This is a genomic window from Streptomyces sp. NBC_00016, from assembly GCF_045040885.1.
GTDB classification, from domain to species: domain Bacteria; phylum Actinomycetota; class Actinomycetes; order Streptomycetales; family Streptomycetaceae; genus Streptomyces; species Streptomyces coriariae.
Window position 1 is genome coordinate 9,526,302 of the sequence record NZ_CP108304.1, and the last position, 20,238, is coordinate 9,546,539.

15 protein-coding genes are annotated in these 20,238 nt (G+C 70.0%); 6 read left to right on the forward strand and 9 right to left on the reverse strand.

Going from position 1 to position 20,238, the window contains the following annotated elements:
• Positions 1–7: 7 nt before the first annotated feature.
• A complete protein-coding gene (locus OG933_RS42125; RefSeq protein ID WP_405632563.1) occupies positions 8–634 on the reverse strand; it encodes a DUF6230 family protein in 627 nt (208 codons plus the stop codon).
• Positions 635–772: 138 nt separating this feature from the next.
• Between OG933_RS42125 and OG933_RS42130 the strand changes: the two genes are divergently transcribed.
• Together OG933_RS42130 and OG933_RS42135 are read left to right on the forward strand one after the other, a co-directional pair.
• Positions 773–1,702, forward strand: coding sequence for an oxygenase MpaB family protein (locus tag OG933_RS42130; RefSeq protein ID WP_405632566.1), 930 nt, complete (start codon positions 773–775; stop codon positions 1,700–1,702).
• A 1-nt stretch (position 1,703) separates the two neighbouring features.
• On the forward strand, positions 1,704–2,609 hold the full coding sequence (locus OG933_RS42135) for an oxygenase MpaB family protein (RefSeq protein ID WP_405632569.1): 906 nt from the start codon (positions 1,704–1,706) through the stop codon (positions 2,607–2,609).
• A 68-nt stretch (positions 2,610–2,677) separates the two neighbouring features.
• Here OG933_RS42135 and OG933_RS42140 read toward each other — a convergent pair whose 3' ends face one another.
• From OG933_RS42140 to OG933_RS42150, 3 genes are all read right to left on the reverse strand, one after another.
• On the reverse strand, positions 2,678–3,187 hold the full coding sequence (locus OG933_RS42140) for an SRPBCC family protein (RefSeq protein WP_362532013.1): 510 nt from the start codon (positions 3,185–3,187) through the stop codon (positions 2,678–2,680).
• 213 nt (positions 3,188–3,400) lie between these two features.
• Positions 3,401–3,721 carry a hypothetical protein gene (locus OG933_RS42145; protein WP_362532139.1) on the reverse strand — a complete coding sequence of 107 codons (321 nt, stop codon included), beginning with the start codon at positions 3,719–3,721 and terminating at the stop codon, positions 3,401–3,403.
• A gap of 168 nt (positions 3,722–3,889) precedes the next feature.
• Complete coding sequence (locus OG933_RS42150) at positions 3,890–4,240, reverse strand: hypothetical protein (RefSeq protein ID WP_405632572.1); 351 nt, start codon at positions 4,238–4,240, stop codon at positions 3,890–3,892.
• Positions 4,241–4,312: 72 nt separating this feature from the next.
• Between OG933_RS42150 and OG933_RS42155 the strand changes: the two genes are divergently transcribed.
• The 4 genes from OG933_RS42155 (at position 4,313) to OG933_RS42170 (ending at position 11,297) form a co-directional block, all read left to right on the forward strand.
• On the forward strand, positions 4,313–5,173 hold the full coding sequence (locus tag OG933_RS42155; RefSeq protein WP_405632574.1) for an alpha/beta fold hydrolase: 861 nt from the start codon (positions 4,313–4,315) through the stop codon (positions 5,171–5,173).
• A 112-nt stretch (positions 5,174–5,285) separates the two neighbouring features.
• On the forward strand, positions 5,286–6,056 hold the full coding sequence (locus OG933_RS42160) for a methyltransferase domain-containing protein (protein ID WP_362532005.1): 771 nt from the start codon (positions 5,286–5,288) through the stop codon (positions 6,054–6,056).
• 521 nt (positions 6,057–6,577) lie between these two features.
• A complete protein-coding gene (locus OG933_RS42165) occupies positions 6,578–7,336 on the forward strand; it encodes an alpha/beta fold hydrolase (protein WP_362532002.1) in 759 nt (252 codons plus the stop codon).
• Positions 7,337–8,507: 1,171 nt separating this feature from the next.
• A complete protein-coding gene (locus OG933_RS42170; protein ID WP_405632577.1) occupies positions 8,508–11,297 on the forward strand; it encodes a LuxR C-terminal-related transcriptional regulator in 2,790 nt (929 codons plus the stop codon).
• A 56-nt stretch (positions 11,298–11,353) separates the two neighbouring features.
• Here OG933_RS42170 and OG933_RS42175 read toward each other — a convergent pair whose 3' ends face one another.
• The 5 genes from OG933_RS42175 to OG933_RS42195 all read right to left on the reverse strand — a co-directional run bounded on the left by OG933_RS42175 (position 11,354) and on the right by OG933_RS42195 (position 20,045).
• Positions 11,354–13,453 carry an FAD-dependent oxidoreductase gene (locus OG933_RS42175; protein WP_405632579.1) on the reverse strand — a complete coding sequence of 700 codons (2,100 nt, stop codon included), beginning with the start codon at positions 13,451–13,453 and terminating at the stop codon, positions 11,354–11,356.
• Between the two features lie 28 nt (positions 13,454–13,481).
• Complete coding sequence (locus tag OG933_RS42180) at positions 13,482–14,324, reverse strand: SDR family oxidoreductase (RefSeq protein WP_405632581.1); 843 nt, start codon at positions 14,322–14,324, stop codon at positions 13,482–13,484.
• Positions 14,321–15,490 carry an acyl-CoA dehydrogenase family protein gene (locus OG933_RS42185; protein WP_362531990.1) on the reverse strand — a complete coding sequence of 390 codons (1,170 nt, stop codon included), beginning with the start codon at positions 15,488–15,490 and terminating at the stop codon, positions 14,321–14,323. Before OG933_RS42185 ends, OG933_RS42180 begins: the two co-directional genes overlap by 4 nt.
• Before the next feature lie 50 nt (positions 15,491–15,540).
• Positions 15,541–18,552, reverse strand: a complete 3,012-nt coding sequence (gene aroA / locus OG933_RS42190) for a 3-phosphoshikimate 1-carboxyvinyltransferase (RefSeq protein WP_405632584.1) — start codon at positions 18,550–18,552, stop codon at positions 15,541–15,543.
• 167 nt (positions 18,553–18,719) lie between these two features.
• Positions 18,720–20,045 carry a 3-deoxy-7-phosphoheptulonate synthase gene (locus OG933_RS42195; protein ID WP_385248404.1) on the reverse strand — a complete coding sequence of 442 codons (1,326 nt, stop codon included), beginning with the start codon at positions 20,043–20,045 and terminating at the stop codon, positions 18,720–18,722.
• Between the last annotated feature and the right edge of the window lie 193 nt (positions 20,046–20,238).

The window sequence follows — 20,238 nt, forward strand, 5'->3', positions numbered from 1 at the left end:
GGCGCCGTCAGAAGCACTGCTTGCCGGAACGGCTGAACTCGATCTCCAGCTTCTCCAGCGTCAGCGTGCCGCCGTTGGCCGAGTAGGCGGTGCTCCGCAGGTCATGGGCGACGGCGGTGTCGGCCTGCACTCCGAACACGCCCTTCGGCCCGGTCACGCCCGGCGCGCCGGTCAGGGTGGACGCGTCCCGGCCGGCCTCCACGCCGGTGACCTTGCCGCCGCCTCCGGTGAGCGCGTCGGCGTTCACCACGAGGTCGGTGCCCGCGAGCGGCTTGTCCGCGCCCGAGTGCACCAGCATGGAGATCTCTCCGACCAGCGGCAGCTTCTGCTTGAGCGAGACGCACACGTCGGAGACGGTGCCGTCCTTGACGGCCGCGAGCAGGACCGGCTTGGCGTCGTCGGCCGAGCCGCCGATGGTGGAGGGGAAGGACGACACACCCTGCGCGGTGACCTCCGAGGCGGACACCTTGAACGCCGTGCCGGACACGGCGAACGAGGCGGCGATCGCCCCTTCCGCGAGCGCGATGCCCAGTGCGCCCACCGCCAGGGTGCAGGGGACGAACATCAGGGCGCTGCGCCGCCAGTGCGTCCGACCCTCGTCCGCGTTTCCGGTATGTGCATATCTGTCCCTCATGGTGTTTTCCTTACCTTTAGGGGTGCATGCCGGGATCTCGTGTCGGGGTGCCGTCGAGAGAGTCGAAGATACAAAAACTATTGACTTGTTTCACGGGGCGCGTCAATACTCCGGACACGACGGAGAAACGGAGGCGTCATGACCGGCGTACCGCACACGTCAGAGGGATCAACTCAGCTGAAGCCAAGGGGAGTTGAGATACCCGCGCAGATACGGGCGCCGCGCAGGGGAGGCGTCGTCTGGCGCTGCTTCGGCGACGTCCGCGCCACCCTGATGGCACCCCAGCTGCTGCTTCTCCAGGTCTCGCACCCCGTGGTCGGGGCAGGCGTCGCCGACCACAGCAACTTCCGCGCCGAGCCCTGGCCCCGCCTGATCCGCACCCTGCTCTCGCTCACCACGGTCGTCTACGGCGGTCAGGAGGCGGCCACCGCCGAGGCGCGCCGCCTCCTCCACGTGCACACCGCGATGAAGGGCACCGACGCGCAGGGCCGCCGCTACCACGCCCTCAACCCCGAGGCGTACCACTGGGTGCACGCGACCCTGGTCAAGGGCCCAGTGGACGCGCTTCGCCTGTTCGGCAAGGGCATGTCGGACGGCGAACTGGACGAGTACTACCGCGGGATGCGGGACGTGGGCCGCGTATGGGGCCTGAAGGAGCATCACCTTCCGCCGGACTGGCCCGCGTTCATCGACTACTACGACGAGATGGTCACCCACCGGCTGGAGTTCAACCAGTCGGTCCAGGACGTCCTCGACGAACTCGCCCGACCCGCCAAGCCGTTCCGCCGACTGCCCGGTCCGCTCTGGTCGCCCTTCGCCCGGCTCGCCGCGCACTACGCCCTGCTGGTCACCGTGGGGACCCTGCCCCCGGTCCTGCGTGAGCGGTTGCACCTGACCTGGAGCCCCCGGCAGGAACGCGCCCTGCGCCGCTTCGCCCGCGTCGTGCGCCTCCTGATGGCCCTCGTGCTGCCGCCGTTGAGGATCGCCGTCTCCCTCGCCATCGCCTACTGGGCCACCCACCGGCCCGGCACCGACCCCGCCACCCGGCGGCCGCTGGGAGCGTGCTGACGTGAACGCCCGCCCGGAACACCCCACGACCGCCGCCGCCCGACCCGGACGAGGCGACCCCGGCGCCCGCCTCGGCCCGGAGCCGTTCGGCCCGGGAACGATCCTCTGGGACATCGCCGGTGACGTACGTCTGCTGCTCTCCCTGCCGGCCGCCGTCGTGCTCCAGGTCGCCCACCCGGCGGTCGGAGCCGGCGTCGACGAGCACTCCGTGTTCCGCACCGACCCCTGGGGCCGGGCGCGCCGCTCCCTGGAATCCCTCCAGCTGTGGATCTACGGGGGTGAGCGGGCGATCGAGGAGGGCCGCAGGCTGCGCACGGTGCACAAGAGCATCAGCGGCACCGACACCCGCGGCCGCCCGTACCACGCGCTCACCCCCGCCCACTACGCCTGGGTGCACGCCACCGCCTACCCGGCCTTTCTGTCGTCCGCCCGGTACCTGTCCCGTCCGCTCGACGAGGACGAGGAACGCCGGCTGTACGACGAACTGCTCCGGCTCGGCGACATCCTCGGCATCGGACGCCGGGACATGCCGGCCACGCCCGAGGAGTACTGGCCGTACTTCGAGCGGATGGTCCGGGACGAGCTGGAGAACACGGTGGTCGTACGTGAACTGCTCGACCCGCAGCGGCCGGTTCCCCCGCCCGACGGCTCGGGCGCCCTCGTGCGCAGACTCTGGCCCCTGTTCCACCCGCCCCTGGCCCGGCTCCACGTATTCGTCACGACCGGTCTGCTGCCGCCCGTCGTCCGTGACCACCTGGGGGTGACGTGGACGGCGCGGGACGAGCGCAGGATGCGCCGTCTGGGCTTCGTCGTCCGTACGCTCGTCCCGCTGCTGCCGGAACGTCTGCGCTACCTGCCCGTGGCCCGCGCGGCCCGGCGCGCGGCCCGGCGCGCCGCCCGCGCCTGAGCCGGGCCCCCCTTCGCGCCGTCCAGGGACGGGCTGGGCCGGATGGGCGCTGGGCCGGGTGGGCGGGATCAGGAAGGGGACTCCGCTTCGAGCTCCCGCTTCAGGTTGCGCAGCGTCCTGGCGATGTTGTCCGTCTGGAAGTCGGCGAACGTGCGGCCGCCGGTGGCGACCCGGTCGAAGGCATGGGCGACGACGGACGGCCAGGCCCGCCGGTCGTCCGTCCAGGTCTCCGTGACGCGGGTGGCGCCGCCTTCGGGCTCGAAGCGGTACTCCCAGGTGGCGATCGGACCTCGCAGCCGCGGCCGGTTCAGCCCGATCGCGTGCACCCGGAAGGCGAAGCGGCGTCCGGAGTCCGCGGCCGTCACCGTGCACCGCGTGACCCAGCGGAACGCCCCCCGCTTGTTCCGTCCCTCGAACGTGGTCCCCAGCGCGGCCGACGTGTCCGGTGCCGGCACGGTGGCCCCGAGGTTCTCCGGACTCCACCGTCCCATCTGCGCGGGCCGGCTGACCGCCTCGTAGGCCGCCTCCGGCGGGACCTCTATCACGATGCTGTCGGACACGGTGAACCTGCGGGCCACGGCGACTCCAATCTCAGGGAACGCGCAGCTTACTCGCCAGTAGCAAGAGTGCGGAACGCGCCGGTGCCGCTGCCGGGCGGCACCCCTCGCGGCATGTATGAGCGCCTTATCGAGCAGGAGCCTTCGAAGCGGTCCGGACGGGCGCGGCGATCCACGCCGGACGGGGGCGTCATACGGGGGCGTCACGCGCGTCGGGCCTCCAGGAAGGGGGCGTCACGCGCGGTCGGGAGCCTCCAGGAAGCGGAGCAGCACGGCGGCCTCCGCGCGGAGCAGCGCGGCTCGGTCGGCGTGCGCGGGCGCCGTCAACTGCGCTGCGGCCGCGAGACGTTCGTCGGCTTCGGCACGCACCACGGCCAGCACACCCTGCTCGCTCAGTTCACACCGCGCCGCCTCCGTGGCGCCGGCTCCGACCGGCGACTGCTCCAGGGCCGAGCCACGGAGCTCGGCTTCGCCCACGGGCACCGCCTCGGCATTGTCCAGCGCGGCGAGCGTCGTGCGCAGGGCGCTCACCGCGGCCTTGTCACGGGCGCGCATCGCTTCCGGCAGTGCTTGACGCATACGAAGACGTAGAGACATGTCGGTGACCTTAGGGCGGCGCCCCTGGAGTCACAACGCGATATGGGCGAGGGCACCGGACGTACGGCCGACCGGGGCGGTGCCGGCGCCGCCACACCCCGAAAGGACCGCTCGCACTCGATCGGGTCAAAGGCGCTCGGCGATCCTGCCCGCGACTTCCACCGCGATCTCGATCGCCCGTGCCGCGAGTGGGGAGTGCGTGCGATGCGCATTCGTGGACGCGCAGCGACGCGTCGGAGCCGATGTCGGCACTGTGGACGGTGAGTCGCGGCAGGACGGCCGAACCCATGCCGGCGCGCACCATCGACAGCACGGTCTCGTGTGTTCCACGTCGCCGTAGACGCGGCCGTCCAAGAACATCAGGTCGAGCTCCTGGACCTGCGGCTGGTTGGTCTCCTCCTCGAACAGCCTGATGTCGCAGTCGGGGTGCTCGTCCCGAAGTCCCGGTACGACCAGCGGCAGGATCACGTTGGACACGCTCTGGAAGGTGCCGATGTCGACCCGGCCTGGGCCCGCCCGAAATGGACCGCTTGCTCTAGCGTGGCGTTCATGACCGATCACCCCTCGCACGGCGAGCGGCTCGTCGAGATCGACGATGTCGGGCTGTGCTTCGAGACCTTCGGAAATCCCGCGGACCCGGCGATCCTGCTCATCGACGGTGCGACCGCCTCGATGCTGTGGTGGGAGACCGAGCTGTGCGAACGGATCGCGCGTGGCGACCGGTTCGTGATCCGCTACGACAACCGGGACACCGGCAGATCCACCAGCTACCCGCCGGGGCGGCCGGGCTACACGTTCACCGACCTGGCCGGAGACGCGCTCGGCATCCTGGACGCCCTGCACATCGAGCGCGCACACGTCGTCTGCCGGTCCATGTCCGGCGGACTCGGGCTCATCATCGGGGTGGACCACCCCGACCGGGTGGAGTCACTGACGTTCGTCTCCACCTCCACGGGCGAGGACGGCCTCCCGCCCCCGTCGGACGCACTCGCCGACGGCATTCCCGCCGATCCGGACCCCGCCGATTCCGCCGCGGTGGTGGACTTCGTCGTCGCATCGGCCAAGGCGTGCTCGGGCGGCTCGCCCTACTTCGACGAGACGGCCACGCGCGCGCTGGTCGAGCGGGACGTGGCCCGCACTCGCACCATCGCGTCCACCCTCGTCAACCACTACGCGATGAGCTTCGACGGGTCGTCCCGCGATTTCGCCGCCGTCAAGGCGCCGACCCTGGTGGTGCACGGCGACCACGACCCGGTTTTCCCGCTCCCACACGGACACGCGCTGCGCGACGCGATTCCCGGCGCGACGCTGCTGATCCTGGAAGGCGCCGGACACGACCTGCCGAAGCCGCTGTGGGACGTGTTCGTCCCGGCTCTGCTCCGGCACACCGGAGGCGGCCGACCACGGTAGCGTCGAACCGCCGCGCCCGCGCCGGAAAAAAAACGGTGTCGCTGGACCAGGTGCGAGGCGTACCGCGCGACGACCCGGCCGACATCAGTAGCGAGAGGATCCGGTGACGGTGATGTCCGACCTGTTCGACTACGACGCGGAATTGCGCCTGCACAACGAAGTCTTCCGCGCCGCCGCCCGCGTCGGCTCTCACGACCGTGTGCTCGACATCGGCTGCGGCACCGGCCAGTCCACGCGCGAGGCCGCCCGCGCCGCCGTCGACGGAAGCGCGCTGGGCGTCGATCTGTCCGCACCCATGCTCGAACGGGCCCGCCGGCTCAGCGACGACCAGGGGCTGGCCAACGTCACCTTCCAGCAGGCGGACGCGCAGGTCCACCCCTTTCCACCGGAGCGTTTCGACCTCTGTATCAGCAGGTTCGGAACGATGTTCTTCGCCGACCCGGTCGCCGCGTTCACCAACATCGGGCGGGCTCTGCGCCCCGCGGCGCGCCTGGTGCTGCTGGTCTGGCAGGAACGCGACCGCAATGAGTGGGCCACCGCGATCCGCCGGAGCCTCACCACCGCATCGGCCACACCCCACGGACCGAACCCGTTCTCACTCGCCGACCCGACCGTCACGGAAGGCATCCTGACGGCGGCCGGCTTCGCGGAAGTCGGCTTCACCGACGTGCGCGAGCCCGTCTACTACGGCCCCGACAGCGCCACCGCCTTCGATGCCGTGCTCCGCCTCTGGGAAGTCAAAGACCTGCTGGCCGACCTCGACGACGCGACGGCCGAGCAAGCACACGCGCGGCTGCGCACCACCCTTGACGCCCACAACACCGACGGCGGCGTGTACTTCGACTCGCGTGCCTGGATCGTCACGGCTCGCCGCCGTCATTGACACCTGCTCGGACGATCGGATCTGTGCCACGGTGAGGATGACGATGCTGGTGGGGTCGTTTCTGGTGGGTGGGCTCGTCGCCTCGAAGCGACGTTGGCATGGACGCTGTGTGCGGCGAGGGCCTGATTGCGGGTTCCCGTCGGGAGCAGGGTGTCCGGCACCAGGAACACGACGGACGAGTTCCACGGGGCACACCGAGCATCGTGGACTCGGAGTTTAAGGGGGGGAGTGACGCAAAGTAGGGGGTGTATGCGCTGGCGGGGCCGGGGTGTCGCACCGTCCAATGGATAGGTACGGTCCACCCGCTCCTGAAACTCTCCGGGGCAGGGTGGGCGACAGGCCGCGGGGCTCGCGGGTTCTGCGGTCTCGTGGGCAGGTTCCGCCGCGTCCGGCGTGGGCATCCTGGGAGCCGGTGGGAGTCGAGGCCCCGCGGGGGGCGGGGTTCGGCCGTACCGCTTCCTGGTCGGCGAAAGGGGCTCCGCGACCACCCGTGAACCGAAACCGAAGGGACACACCCGAGCATGGCGACGAACTCCGATAAGTGGATCAGGCGTTACCACCCCGCCCCGGACGCCCCGACGCGCCTGGTCTGCTTTCCGCACGCCGGTGGCTCCGCGACGTTCTACCACCCCGTCTCACGTGCGCTGTCGCCCGAGATCGACGTGGTGGCGGTGCAGTATCCGGGACGCCAGGATCGCCGTACGGAACCCCTCGTGAGCAGCATCGAGGAACTGGCGAACCTCATCGTGGTGGAGCTCGAGCCCTGGGCCGACCGACCGTTGACGTTCTTCGGGCACAGCATGGGCGCGTCGTTGGCCTATGAGGTGGCGCTGCGGCTGGAAGCCAGGGGAACGACGTTGCTCGGTCTCTTCGTTTCCGGACGCCGGGCACCCTCCCGGTGGCGGGACGAGCGTGTGCACCAGGCAGGCGAGGAAGAGCTCCTCGCGGAACTGCGGAAGCTCAGTGGCACGGATCCTGCCGTCCTGGGGGACGCGGAGATCCTGCGGATGATTCTCCCCGCGGTGCGCAGCGACTACCGCGCCGCGGAGACCTACCGCCCGGAGCCGGGGCGAGTGGGCTGCCCCGTGGTGGTCATGTTCGGGAACGACGACCCGAAGGTGACCGAGGAGGAGGCCCGCTCCTGGGCCGAGCACACGACGCAGGAAGCCACTTTTCGCGTTTACGACGGTGGGCACTTCTACCTGAATTCCCATGCACCGCAGGTTATTCAGGAGATTCGCCAGTTCGTCGCGGAATGCGGACCCGTGGCAGCGAAGTGAAGTCCGGCAACTCGTCGGCCATGCCGGTGACTTGTCTGTTGAAGATCCCGAGAACGGGAGGGGCCGGCGATGGCCTGCGTTCGCGTTTTGGCGAGGACTTGCGGCGTCTGAGTTCAGGATCGGTGCTTCACCGCGAGTCCGCATCGGCTGGGCGCAAACGGAACCGCCGGGGGGAACCGGTTCCGCGTCATTCGAGGCTTTCCGTGGTGGTGTGGTCACCACTGGTGATCCGCAACGTACACATGCCTCCCATGCGCCGGTCGCGGCGCCTTTCCTCGGCCGCCCGCAGTGAGCGTCCGCAAGGCTGAGGGTCAGACCGGTGGGTGGTCGCCCGTCCCAGTGCTGCGAGCGGTGGCCTGTCGTACAGATGCCTTCGGCGGGCCGGACCGGTGGGAGGCCGGCGGACTCCGCGTGCGTCCAGCACCCCCCCGCCATGGCAGATCCCCGCACCTCACCCAGTCTTCGCCCTCGTGTCGAGCCCGCGGCGCCCGCGGTGCGGCAGCCCGGACAGTCGGCGCCCTGGGCGGCTTCACCGTCGGCGCCGCCCCGGTGGGTCCCATCCGATGCGAACGGTCGCAAGCCGTGCCTTCACCCGGTCCGCCGCCTCGGCTCCCAGCCGCACGAGCGCCGCAACCCACCGAGTATGTGCACGGGTATATCCAGCAGAGTGCCCGGAGCCGACGGAAAGCAGAATTCTGCTCCGAATGTCCGGATAGTGTGATCTGGACCCTCTGATGTGGTGCAGAGTGACCGTCGAAAGTGAACTCGGGCGACATCGAACCTTATTCGTTGCTTATCTCGGTGCGCGTCGGCGAGGTTGTGCATAGGGGTCCGTGTCGGAGGTCGTCGGTGCCATCGGCTGTGGCGGTGGGGGCATGCGTCACTGCCCTAAAGTTTTACCCCACGGTTCCCTTCGGAGCGGGTGCCGCTGCCCGAAATGACTCCGGTCTGAAATGCGATACCGCGGAAAGGGTTGTTGACCGGGTTAGCGTGGCATCTGGAACTGTGTGAACGGCTTTCAGGGAAGATGCATGAGCTCCTTATGTGATGTCCGCTCAGGCGGGACGGAATGGCGGCAGTCCACATGTGACGCAGAGGGAGGCATGACTTGCGAGCTGCCGCCGGGCGGCTCTTCGGTTCCGGTCCGTACGTGGCATCGGGAACCGTGCTGATGGAACGTGAGGAGCAACTCGCGCGCGTGCGAGCCTGGTTGGCCTCTCCGCAGCCGGCGGTGGGACAGGTGATCCTGCTGGAGGGGACCGTGGGAGCGGGCAAGACGGAGTTCCTGCGGGAGGTGGCGCAGTGCGCCCACGCCGCCGAGGCCATCCTCCTGAATGCCGTCTGCTCCTCCGAGGAGCGGGATCTGCCGTTCGGGGCACTCAGCCAGCTGTTCGACAGCCCGGCGCTTCCGGTGGAACTGCGCAGACGCATCTCCCCGGTACTGCGCGGGCTCATGCTCTCGACCCGGGCCGAGAGCATGCACGAGGCCGTGGAGCGCAACAGGGCCGAGATCCTGTACGACCTCTTCCTGCCCGTCACGGAACTGGCTGCCACGACACCGGTCGTGGTGTGTGTGGATGACATCGACCACATGGACGTGCCGTCACAGCAGTCCCTGCTGTATCTGGTCCGCCGACTGAGCTCGGCACCGCTGTTGATGGTGCTCACCGAACTGGCCGAGTCGAGCGGGACCCACTCCCCGTTCCATGCCGAACTTCTGCGCCATGCCTCCGTCGTGTCCGTCCGGCTCGCACCACTCTCCCCACAGGCCGTACGCACCCTGATCGATCGGCGTCTCGGAGCGGGAGCGGCCCGCGAGCTGAGTGACGCCTTCATCGCCTACAGCGGTGGCAACCCACGGCTGCTCGGCGCCCTGATCCACGACGAGCGGCTCGGCGGAGAGGTCCGGCAACAGGGATACGGACGAGCGCTGTTGAACTGCCTGCACCGCAGTCAACCCGACACACTGCGGGTGGCTCGCGCCATGGCGGTCTACGGCGACGAGGCCTCGTCCGAGGAACTCGGAGCACTGGTCGACGCGGACACGGGCACCGTCGAGCGGGCGCTGCGCACCATGACCGAGGCCGGGCTGCTGAGGGACGGCCGGTTCCGGCACGGGCTGGCCGCGCGCACCGTGCTGGACGACCTGCCCGCTGCGGACCGCGTGCAACTGCATCACCGAGCCGCGCGACTGCTCTACAACCAGGGTGCCGCGGTGGCCGACGCCGCCCATCACCTGGCCGAGGCCGGTCAGGTCCCGGAGCCCTGGGCGCTGCGCGTGCTGCTGGAGGCGTCTTCGGAGGCGCTGCTGCACGGTGCGGTGCAACGTGCTCTGCGGTACCTGAACTCGGCTCAGGGGGCATGCACGAACGAGCGGGACCGGTGGGCGATCCGGGCCAGGCTCGCTCAGGCCGAATGGCAGCTCAACCCTTCGGCATCGCTGCGGCACCTGCTCGCGCTCACGGAGGCGGTCCGCAGCGACCAGCTGGATCCCCACGAGACGATGCTGCTCGTGCGACAACTGCTGTGGCTGCACCGTACACAGGAGGCCGCCGACATCCTTTCGCTGCTCCGCAAGCGGGCGGCGCGTCTGCCGTCCGCGGGAATCGTGCCGCCGCCCGACACGCCGAAGCAGTCGGCTGACCTGCAGGACATGGAGGTGTGGCTGGCCTGTACGTATCCGCCGCTCGCGGGACGGGTACAGAGCGGGCCCGTGACCACCGGCCCCGAGGGCGCGCCCGCCACCCGGGGCCGGGCCTTCTGGCTGCAGTCGATCGGCGCGCTCTCCGGCGGCCTCGTCCGCAGGCGCAGCGGAGAGATGCAGGAGTGGGCCTCGCACGTCCTCGGTCAGCTCGACCTCAACCACAACGCCCCCTGGGCCGAGGAGGCGACCCTCCTCGCGTTGATGTCGCTGGTCTACAGCGGCAGGCTGAGCGACGCGGCCAACCGGTGCCGGAGCCTGGACGAGCGCCGAAACGGGCGCCCCTCCCCGATGTGGCAGGGCATCCTGGACGCCGCCGACGCGGAGATCCGGCTGCGACGGGGCGATCTCAGGGAAGCCGTGAAACGCGGAGTGTCGGCCCTGGAACATGTGTCCGTCCAGGGCTGGGGCACCGCCGCCGGCCTGCCGCTGGGCACCCTGATCCTGGCCCACACCCGCATGGGGGAGTTCGACGAGGCCACGGCGCTCGTCACCCGGGGCATCCCCGACGAGATGTTCCAGAGCCGGTACGGGCTGCACTACCTGTATGCACGAGGGCACTACTACCTGGCGATGAACCGTACGCGCGCGGCGCTCGGAGACTTCCTCTCCTGCGGTGAACTCATGGGGAAGTGGGGCATGGACCTGCCCGGCATCGTGCCCTGGCGGACCAGCGCGGCCGAGGCGTGGTTGCTGCAGGGCAACCGCGACCAGGCCAAGCGCCTGGTGAAGGACCAGCTGGCCCTTCCCGGTCCGGAGGACACCGTGAGCCGGGCGCTCGCCCTGCGGCTGATGGCCGTGTTCAGTTCGCCGGGTCAGCGCCCGCGCCTGCTGAGCGAGGCCGCCGACATCCTGGAGGCGGACGGCCGTGCCTACGAACTGGCCAGGACGCTGTCCGACCTGGGCCGGGCCCACCACGCGCTGGGCAAGCACCGCCGGGCGCGGGTGATCATCCGCCGTGCCTGGAGAGTGGCCCACCTCTGTCATGCGGAACCCCTGTGCAAGGAACTGCTGCCGGACACGAGCGGTGAGGCGGGCCCGGCGGAGGACGAGGAGAGAACGACGGCCGTCGCCTCGCTGACCAACTCCGAGCGCAGGATCGCCTCCATGGCGGTCATGGGGTACACCAACCGGGAGATCGCGGAGAAGTTGTTCATCACGCCCAGTACGGTCGAGCAGCATCTGACCCGGGTCTACCGCAAGCTGGCCGTCAAGAACCGCCAGAGTCTGCCGGGCTATCTGCGCAGCGAATCCGGCTGACCCGCCCGGCCCGACGGCGCCGCGCCCCGCATCGGCCGAGCACTCCGGGTCCCGCACTACCCGGTCCGTCCCGACCTCCTCGACGCGGCCCGTTCCACGATGCGGTGCGCGGCGCGCAGTCCTTGCGCGGTGGCCCGGACGGCGTTGAGCGACCGGGCGTCGGCGGCGCCACCGGCGGTCTCGAAGGGGACCCCGGCCCCGCGGAGCACGGCGGCCACCTCCCGTCGGGTTTCCTGGCCGGTGGCGAGGACGACATGGTCGGCGGCGACCAACCGCCTTACCCCTCCTGTCTCGACGACGACCACACCGTCCCGGGTGATCTCCTCGTACGTGACGTCGGTGAGCAGGCGTACTCCGCGAGCGCGCAGTTCTTCCATGACCACCCACCGGGTGGACGGGCCGATTCCGGTGCCGATCCTGCCGCTGCGCCGCATCACGGTGACCTGACGGGAACCGCCGGCCGGGGCGGCGGTGGCCCGTGACACCGGGACGGCTTCCGGCGGTGCTGTCATGGCCCGGGAGGCGAGGAACTCCTCGGAGGTCAGGGCAGGGGAGGAGCCACTGGTGAGGAGGTGCGCCAGGTCGACCGCGATCCCGCCGCCGCCGATGATGGCGACACACCGACCGAGGGCGGCGGGGTCGGCGAACGCCTGTGCGTAGTCAAGGACATGCGGCAGGTCGATGCCGGGAAGGTCCGGCCGGTGAGGGCGGACCCCGGTGGCGAGGACCACTCCGTCCATGGTGCGCAGGACGGGCACGTCCCGCGCACCGATGCGGTGCCCCAGGTACACGGGCACGTTCAGGTGGTCGAGTTCCTGCTCCCGCTGTCGTACGGTCGCGGCGAAGTCCGCCTTGCCCGGCACCCGGGCGGCCAGCCGGAACTGGCCGCCGGGCTCGTCGGCCGCCTCGTAGACCTCGACCTTGTGCCCGAGTCTCGCCAGGGTGCGGGCCGCCTCCAGTCCCGCGAGCCCCGCGCCGATCACGGCGTACCTGCCCCGGCGCGCGGGAGACGGCCGGGCCGGGAACTCACGCTCGTGGCCGGCCCGCGGATTGACCAGGCAGGACACCCGCTCGGTGCCGAAGGACCGGTCGATGCATGCCTCGTTGCAGGCGATGCAGAGGTCCACCGATGTGCTCGGCCCGGTACGGGACTTGTCGACGATGGCCGGGTCCGCGAGGAACGGGCGGGCCATGGCCACCAGATCGACGTCGCCCCCGGCCAGCACCTCCTCGGCCTGCGCGAGCCGGTTGAAACGGTTGGAGGCGATGACGGGCACCGTGCCGTGACCCGCTGCCCGCAGGGCCCGCTTGACCCGCTGGGCGTACACGGCCCAGGTGCCCGCCGGTACCTGTGCCTGCACGGTCGGCACCGGGGACTCGTGCCAGCCGACGCCCACCGCGAGCGCGTCGGCGCCGGCTCCGGCGAGCTCCACGGCGAGCGCGGCCGTCTCCTCCCACGGGGTGCCGTCGTCCATGAGGTCGGCACCCGACATCCGGAAGAGCACCGGGAAGGCCGGTCCTACCGAGGCCCGTACGGCCCGCAGCACCTCGACAGGGAAGCGCCGGCGCCGCCCGGCGTCGCCGCCCCAGGCGTCGTCGCGCCGATTGGTGAGGGGCGCGGTGAACTGATTGATCAGATAGCCCTCGGAACCCATCACCTCGACGGCGTCGAAGCCCAGCTCGTACGCCCGTTCCGCCCCCCGGGCGAAGGCGGCGACGGTCCCGGTGATCTGTTCCTCCGTCATCGTCCGTGGAACGGTGCGGGAGAACCGGCTGTACACGGCGGACGGCGCGAGGGGCGCGGCGCCGTCCGCCCCGGGGGTGCCGGGCAGCGCGTATCGCCCGGCATGGAAGAGTTGGAGGGCGATAAGACCCCCGGCGTCGTGCACCGCGCGGGCGGCCAGGCGCAGCGCCGACCGGTGCTTCTCGTCGTCGAGAACGCCGTAACCGGGGCCGCCGGACCCCGCCGGGTTCACCGCGGAGCCGCCTGTGACGATCAGGCCGGCGCCGCCCCGCACACGTTCCGTGTAGAACGCGGCCAGGGCCGCGCCGCCGTCGTCCAGGGTCTCCAGGTTCAGGTGCATGGCCCCCATGACGATGCGGTGCGGCACTGTCAGGCCACCGATCACGTAGGGCCTGAAGACCTGGTCCAACACCTGCCATCCCTCTTCTCGGTCGTTGCGTTCAGGCGTCGCGGGTCGGCCGGGGCGGCAGCGCCAGCGCCTCACCGGCGTCCGCGAAGAACGGCGGCGCGACGACGCTGAGCCCGCCGTCGACCACGAGGGTCTGCCCGGTGATGTAGCCCGCCCCCTCGCCGAGCAGGAAGGCGATGGTGTCGGCCATCTCCCGCACGGTGCCGGGACGGCGCGCGGGGATGCGGTCGAGGACGCCCTGCATGGGCGGCATGCCCTCCACGTTGTAGAAGAACTCCAGCGAATCGGAGTCGATCAGACCGCCGTTGACCCCGTTGACGTTGATGCCGTAGGGCGCGAACTCCACCGCCATGTAACGCACCCACGACTCTATGGCGGCCTTCATGCCGCCCAGCATCGCGTAGGTGGGGTAGGCGCGGATGGAACCGTAGGAGGACAGCGCGACGATCCGGCCGCCGTTGTCCATCAGCTTCACGGCCTGCTGCGCCCCCAGGACGAACGGCCGCAGGTTCATCGCGTACGAGCGGTCCAGGTGGTGCGGGCCGAGATCGATGATGCTCTTGAACGCGCTCGCCGCGGCGTTGGAGACGAAGTGGTCGAGCCGCCCGCAGCGCCGCGCCACCTCGTCGAACAGCGTCGTGACGCCCTCGGTGGTCTCGACGTCCGCCTGGACCGCGAAGCCCTGACCACCTGCCTCCTCGACCTCGGCGACGGTCTTCTGAGCCAGGTCGGCGTTCTTCTTGTAGTTGACGACCACGGTGCCACCGCGTTCGGCGAGGGTGAGGGCCAGAGCTCGGCCGATGCCGCGGGAGGCCCCGGTGATCAGCGAGACCTGCTCGCGGTCGGGCGTCTGCCGGTGGTGCGGGCTGTTCATCGGATCGTTCCCTCTCCGTCCCGGGACGTTGTGCGCTGGAGCAACTCGCGGAAGACGACGGCCTTCTGCACCTCGTTGGTGCCTTCCTCGAAGCGCTGGGCACGCGCGTCGCGGTACACACGCTCGATCTTCTGCGACTTCCAGTAACCGAGCCCGCCGTGCACCTGGAGCGCCTTGTCGGTGACGTTCGTCAGCATCGTCACCGCGTGCATCTTCGACATCGACGACTGCATGGACGCGTCGTCCGCTCCCTCCTCGAAGCGGCGCGCCGCGTGCAGGACCAGCTGCCGTGCCGCCTCGATGTCCGCCGCGTTCTCAGCGAGCATGAACTGGATGGCCTGGCGCTGGGTAAGCGTCTTGCCGAAGGTCACACGGTTGCGGGCGTATTCGACGGCCAGCTGCTGGGCGCGCTGCGCGAGCCCTACGCAGCTCATCGCCACGGAGATCCGGGACGGGGTGAGGAAGCCGCCGAGGAACACCTCCAGGCCCTGGCCCTCCGCACCGAGCCGGTGGTCGACCGGCACCGGGGTGCGGTCGAAGGCCAGCGACGCATGGTCGGTACCCGTGACGCCCATGGTGTTGGAGGTGTCCTCGACCGTGACGCCCGGGGCGTCACGCGGCACCAGCAGGGCCATCGTGCCCTCGTGCCCGGTGCTGCCCTCGACCCGGGCGGCCAGCAGGTAGTAGTCGCAGCGCACCCCGAAGGTGATCAGGTGCTTGCGTCCTGAGAGGTAGTACGTGTCGCCCTCGCGCACCACCGACGTGGTGATGTCCGCGCCGGTGCCGTTGCCCGGTTCGGTGAGGGTGAAGGCGATCTTGATCTCACCGGTGACGGAGGGAATGACAAAGCGCTTGCGCTGCTCGTCGTCGGCGTGGCCGTCCATCGATCGCCAGATGCCGTTGACCACGTGCACGATCATGCGTACGGATCCGTGCGATCGGGAGAAGACCTCCATCAACTCCATCCAGCGTACGAAGCCGAGGCCCTGGCCGCCGTACTCCTCGGGAGCGGCTATCCGCAGGAACCCCAGGCCGTTCAGCTCGGCCCACAACTCCTCGGGCACCCGCCCGGTCTCCTCGATGCGTTCGGCCCAGCGCTCGCCGGGTCCCTCCACCCACTGTTCGACCTGGGTACGCAGCTCGTGGAACTGCTGCTCGTCCGTCATGTGCCACCTCTGTCCTTGTTCCGTCGTTCCGGTCCGCTGTCCGTCGCGTGTCAGCCGGCGTCCTCGTCGTGGGGCCGCAAACCACGGGCCAGCGCCCGCAGTTCCCACTTCTTCACCTTGCCGATGGGGTTGCGCGGCAGGGCGTCGATCCGCTCCAGACGCTCCGGCCAGTACTGTTTGGCCACCTCGTGTTCGTCGAGGTGACGCCGCATCTCCTCGAAGGTCAGCTCCGTACCGCCAGCAGGGACCACGAAGGCGCAGGCGCGCTCGCCGAGGCGCTCGTCCGGCATGGCCACCACCGCGACGTCGTCCACCGAGGGGTGTCCGAACAGCAGTTGTTCGATCTCCGCGACGGGTATCTTCTCGCCGCCGCGGTTGATCACATCCTTGACCCGCCCGGTGATCCGCAGGAAGCCCTCGGTGTCGATCGTCGCCAGATCGCCCGTGCGGTACCAGCCGTCCTCGGTGAACGCCTGGGAGGTCAGGTCGGGACGCTCGAGGTAACCGGCGAAGACCGTGGGGGAACGCAGCTCGAAGTTGCCCTCCTTGCCCGCGGGCAGCACCAGCCCTTCGTCGTCGGTGATCCGCAGCTCGATGCCGTCCAGCGCGCGGCCGTCGGAACCCCAGCGCTGCCGGGGCTCGTCGCCGGGTGACGACAACGCGCCCAGGCAGGTCTCCGTGGTGCCGAAGGCCCCGCACACGTCGGTGCGCAGCACCCGCCCGGCCCGCTCCGCCAGACCCCGCGGCACCATGGCTCCGGTCGCCACGAAGATCCGCAGGTGCTGCGGCGTTTCGCCGCTCTCCTCCACGGCCTTCACCAGGTCGGACAGGAACGGCGTCGCGGCCTGCACGAACGTCGCCCGGTGGTCGTTGAGCGACTGCAGTGCTCGCTTGGCGTCCCACTCGGGCTGCAGGATCTGCGGCACGCCCAGTACCAGGGCGAGCACCATGCCGTAGAGGAAGCCCGTCTGGTGCGCGAGCGGCGACGGCACCCAGATCGCGTCCTGCCTACCGAGCCCGAGGTGCCCGATCTCCATCGCGGCGGCCCTGACCAGGTTGCGCGTGGGCTGGGTGACCCCCTTCGGTTCGCTGGTGGTGCCCGAGGTGAAGAGCAGCTGCGCCGTCATCTCCGGTGTCGGTGCGAGGGCGTCGAGCATCACGCGGTCGACCGCCGTCGCCGACAGCGCCTGCCCCCAGTCCTGCACGGTCGTCCCGCCCGTAGGGGACTCGGGCAGCTGAGCGGAGCCGCCTGCGGTGGCCAGGACCACCACGTGCTCCAGGTCCAGGTCCGAGCCGTCCTCAGCGACCAGGTCCAGCGCCTCCTCGGCGGGCAGGCGCGAGCGGTGCCGGTCCACCACGACCAGCACCCGTGCCTTGGAGCGCCGCAGGACGAAACCGAGCTCGCGCTTGCGGAAGAACGGGATGACCGGGCAGCACACGGCCCCGATGCGCAGGGCGGCCAGCGACAGCACCACGAACTCGATACGGTTCGGCAGCTGGTACGCCACGTTCTCGCCCGGCCGTACCCCGAGCCGCAGCAGCAGGGCCGCCGCACGGTCCACCTGCTCGGCCAGCTCGCTCCAGGTGATCATCTCGTCGCGGTCGGAGCGCACGTCCACGACGGCTGTGTCCTGTGGCCGGGCCTCGGCCCTTCGGCGCAGCCACTGCGGCAGCGTGACCCGCGAGGCGGGGTCGACGGCCTCCGGCGTCGTCCCGGGGGCACCGGCGCCCGCACCGTCACCGGCGGGGCCCGCCGAGCCGTCCTCCACCGACATGGGCACGGTGAGCGTGTTCATCGCGTCGAGGAACGTCGGGTACGAGATGCGGTACGCGTTCGGATAGGTCAGCGTCGAATGCCCCCGTGCCCGTGACGACGCCACCGCGAGCGACATCAGGACGCGGTGGTCGTTGAACGAGGACAGCTTGGCCCCGGTCAGGCCGTCCACGCCCCGGACCCGCAGCGCGTCGTCCGACAGTGCCAGGCGGCCGCCCATGGAGTTGAGCTGGAGCATGGCGGCGGCCCGGTCGGACTCCTTGAGCCGGGTGTGCGCGATGTTGCGGAACACCGACTCGCCGCGCGCGAACGTGGCGAGAGTCGACAGGATCGGCAGCATGTCGGGGATGTCGCGGCAGTCGACGTCGACCGCGGTGAGCCGCGGCTTGTCCTGCCGGATGCGGAGACCGCCGGCCGCCTCGTCGGTCTCCATCGGTACGCCCATGGAGCGTGCGACGTCGAGGAAGTGGAACTCGGGGTGATCGGCCGGGCCACCCTCCAGCGTGGTGATCCCGCGCAGCAGCACATCACTGGGGTGCAGAGCCGCGGTTGCGATGCCGAACGCGGCCGAGCCGATGTCCGGCGGCAGCGTCAGCTCGACGCTGCGCGCCTGCTGGTCGGGCTCGATGTCGAAGCGCCGCCAGTCCTCGGAGACGGTCACCTCGAGGCCGAACTGCCGCATCATCGCCACAGTCAGTTCCAGGTAAGGGCGTTCGTTGAGTTCGCCCTCCACCTCGATGGTGGTGTGCCGCGTCGCGAACGGGGCCAGCAGGATCAGGCCCGAGACCCACTGGGACAGGGTTCCCGCGATGGTGACGTGGCCGCCCGTGGGTCTGCGGCCCTGTACGTGGATGGGCGGGCAGTCGTCGGCCGACTCCAGCTGGACTCCCATCTGTTCGAGGGCGCGCAGCAGGGGGCCGACCGGGCGTCGTCTGAAGTACTTCTGCCCGGTCACCGACACGGCGCGGTCCGACAGTGAGGCCAGACCGATCATGAAGTACAGCGTCGTGCCGGAGCTTCCGGCGGAGATTGCCTCCCGGCGGGGCCTGTACCGCCCGCCGAGTCCATGTACCACGAAGGTGTCACCGTCCCTGGCGATCTGCACACCGAGGTCGCGCAGCAGTCGCACGGTGTACCCGACGTGACGTGCGTCGGACAGCCCGTGGACGCGGCTGACGCCGTCGGCGAGCGAGGCGAGGATCAGCGCACGATGCGCGTGGTATTTCGAGTGGGGGACAGGAATCTCACCGGTGACACAGTGCTGAATTCCGTTGACGAGAAGGTGCATGGGTCCTACTACTCCCTGACTGTGGGATGGCAGCCGAGACAGGAAAGAAGACGGTCCGAATCCTCACGGCACACCGAAGCCGAAGCGTCAATCACACGCACACGGAAAAATCGGACGCCGACCTCGCAGGGTCAGAAATTCGAAACAGGACGTTCCGGGAACCCGCCCTACGTCTGGTTGAGTCGCAACGCGGAGTGGTTCCGTGTCTCGAACTCCTGGTAATCCGGAGCGGAATGCGTTGACCGGCGACCCGGGATTGCCCGCGCTTCCCGGACCACCCGTGACCCGTCTCCGGGCGCGGAGGGCCGGACGTCCACGTCGGACCAGGCGGAGACCAGCGATACGGCCTGTTCCGGATTGAGCCGCGGGTCGCACAGGCTGGTACGCCGGACGGCCTTCCCCTCGTACACGGAGACGTCCGCGGCACATTCGAGGACGTCGTCGGGGGTGGTCTCCAGGTGCAGTCCGCCCGCCGTGCCGCCGACGTCGGTCACGGCCCGGAGGAATCCCCGGACCTCCCGTGCCATGGTCTCCAGCAGGCGGGTCTTGTGCCCGTCCGGGCCGACGACGGTGTTCCCGTGCATGGGGTCGCTGAGCCAGATCACTGGATGGCCGGCCACCCGGACCGCCTCCACGAGCGCGGGCAGTCGGTCGGTGACCGTCTCGGCGCCCATGCGTGCGATGAGGGTGAGCCGGCCCGGTTCCCGCAGCGGATCGAGCCGTTCGCACAGGACGGTGATCTCCTCCACGGTGGTGGTCGGACCGACCTTCACGGCGACCGGGTTGACGATGCCGGCGACGAGGTCCAGGTGAGCGCCGTCCAGCTGACGGGTCCGCTCACCAATCCACGGCCAGTGGGTGGAGCCGAGCCAGCGGCGCCCGTCACCCAGCTCACGGATCAGGGGCACTTCGTAGTCGAGGACGAGCGCCTCGTGGCTCGTCCAGACCCGGGGTTCTATCAGGGGCTGGTGATCCAAGACCGCGCGGCCGCGCCAGCCCAGGTGCTCCATGACATCGCCGGCCGTCATGTACGAGGTCAGCAGGCGCAGCGGATCGTGCCGCCGGCTTTCCGGGTCGCGCTCCGGGCCGTTGACCATGTGGCCCCGGTAGACCGGCAGTTCCAGGTCCCCGATCCGTTCGAGGTGCCTGGATCGCGGTTTGGCGAACTGGCCCGCGATACGTCCGACCCGCACGACCGGCTTGTGGGTGGTCATCTTCAGTGTCGCGGCGAGCAGGTCGAGCACCGCGGATTTGCGCGACACGTACTCGGCGTCGCACTCACCCGGGTTCTCGGCGCAGTCCCCGGCCTGCACCACCAGGGCTTCGCCCCGGGCCACCTGGGCCAGCAGCGTCCGCAGCACCCGAACGTCCTCCGCCCTGACCAGCGGCCGACGTCCGGCCAGTACCTTCCGGATGCGCCGGACCTGTGACGGGTCGTCCCACTCGGGTTGTTGCAGGGCCGGCTTACGCATGTCGGTCACGGCTCTTCCCACGTCGGGTCTCCGGTGAAATATCGGTCGAGATATGACTGCGATCATTGGAGGATGATTCTCGAAGACCCTTCGACAGCCTCCGGTGGGCACCGTGGAAGGTCGGGAACGGGCTGTGGATCCCATAGCCCGGTGAATGCCACTGGATTTTCCTCCATCGGATTCTCGGAATGGTGATCCTCGGCGTCCGGAACCA

What these genes read in the sequence shown, in the direction of transcription:
- OG933_RS42130 (WP_405632566.1), top strand. Translation starts at nt 773, where the DNA reads ATGACCGGCGTACCGCACACGTCAGAGGGATCAACTCAGCTGAAGCCA.
- OG933_RS42165 (WP_362532002.1), top strand. Translation starts at nt 6,578, where the DNA reads ATGGCGACGAACTCCGATAAGTGGATCAGGCGTTACCACCCCGCCCCG.
- OG933_RS42125 (WP_405632563.1), bottom strand. Translation starts at nt 634, where the DNA reads ATGAGGGACAGATATGCACATACCGGAAACGCGGACGAGGGTCGGACG.
- aroA (WP_405632584.1), bottom strand. Translation starts at nt 18,552, where the DNA reads ATGCACCTTCTCGTCAACGGAATTCAGCACTGTGTCACCGGTGAGATT.
- OG933_RS42180 (WP_405632581.1), bottom strand. Translation starts at nt 14,324, where the DNA reads ATGAACAGCCCGCACCACCGGCAGACGCCCGACCGCGAGCAGGTCTCG.
- OG933_RS42155 (WP_405632574.1), top strand. Translation starts at nt 4,313, where the DNA reads ATGACCGATCACCCCTCGCACGGCGAGCGGCTCGTCGAGATCGACGAT.
- OG933_RS42185 (WP_362531990.1), bottom strand. Translation starts at nt 15,490, where the DNA reads ATGACGGACGAGCAGCAGTTCCACGAGCTGCGTACCCAGGTCGAACAG.
- OG933_RS42170 (WP_405632577.1), top strand. Translation starts at nt 8,508, where the DNA reads ATGGAACGTGAGGAGCAACTCGCGCGCGTGCGAGCCTGGTTGGCCTCT.
- OG933_RS42145 (WP_362532139.1), bottom strand. Translation starts at nt 3,721, where the DNA reads ATGCGCGCCCGTGACAAGGCCGCGGTGAGCGCCCTGCGCACGACGCTC.
- OG933_RS42160 (WP_362532005.1), top strand. Translation starts at nt 5,286, where the DNA reads ATGTCCGACCTGTTCGACTACGACGCGGAATTGCGCCTGCACAACGAA.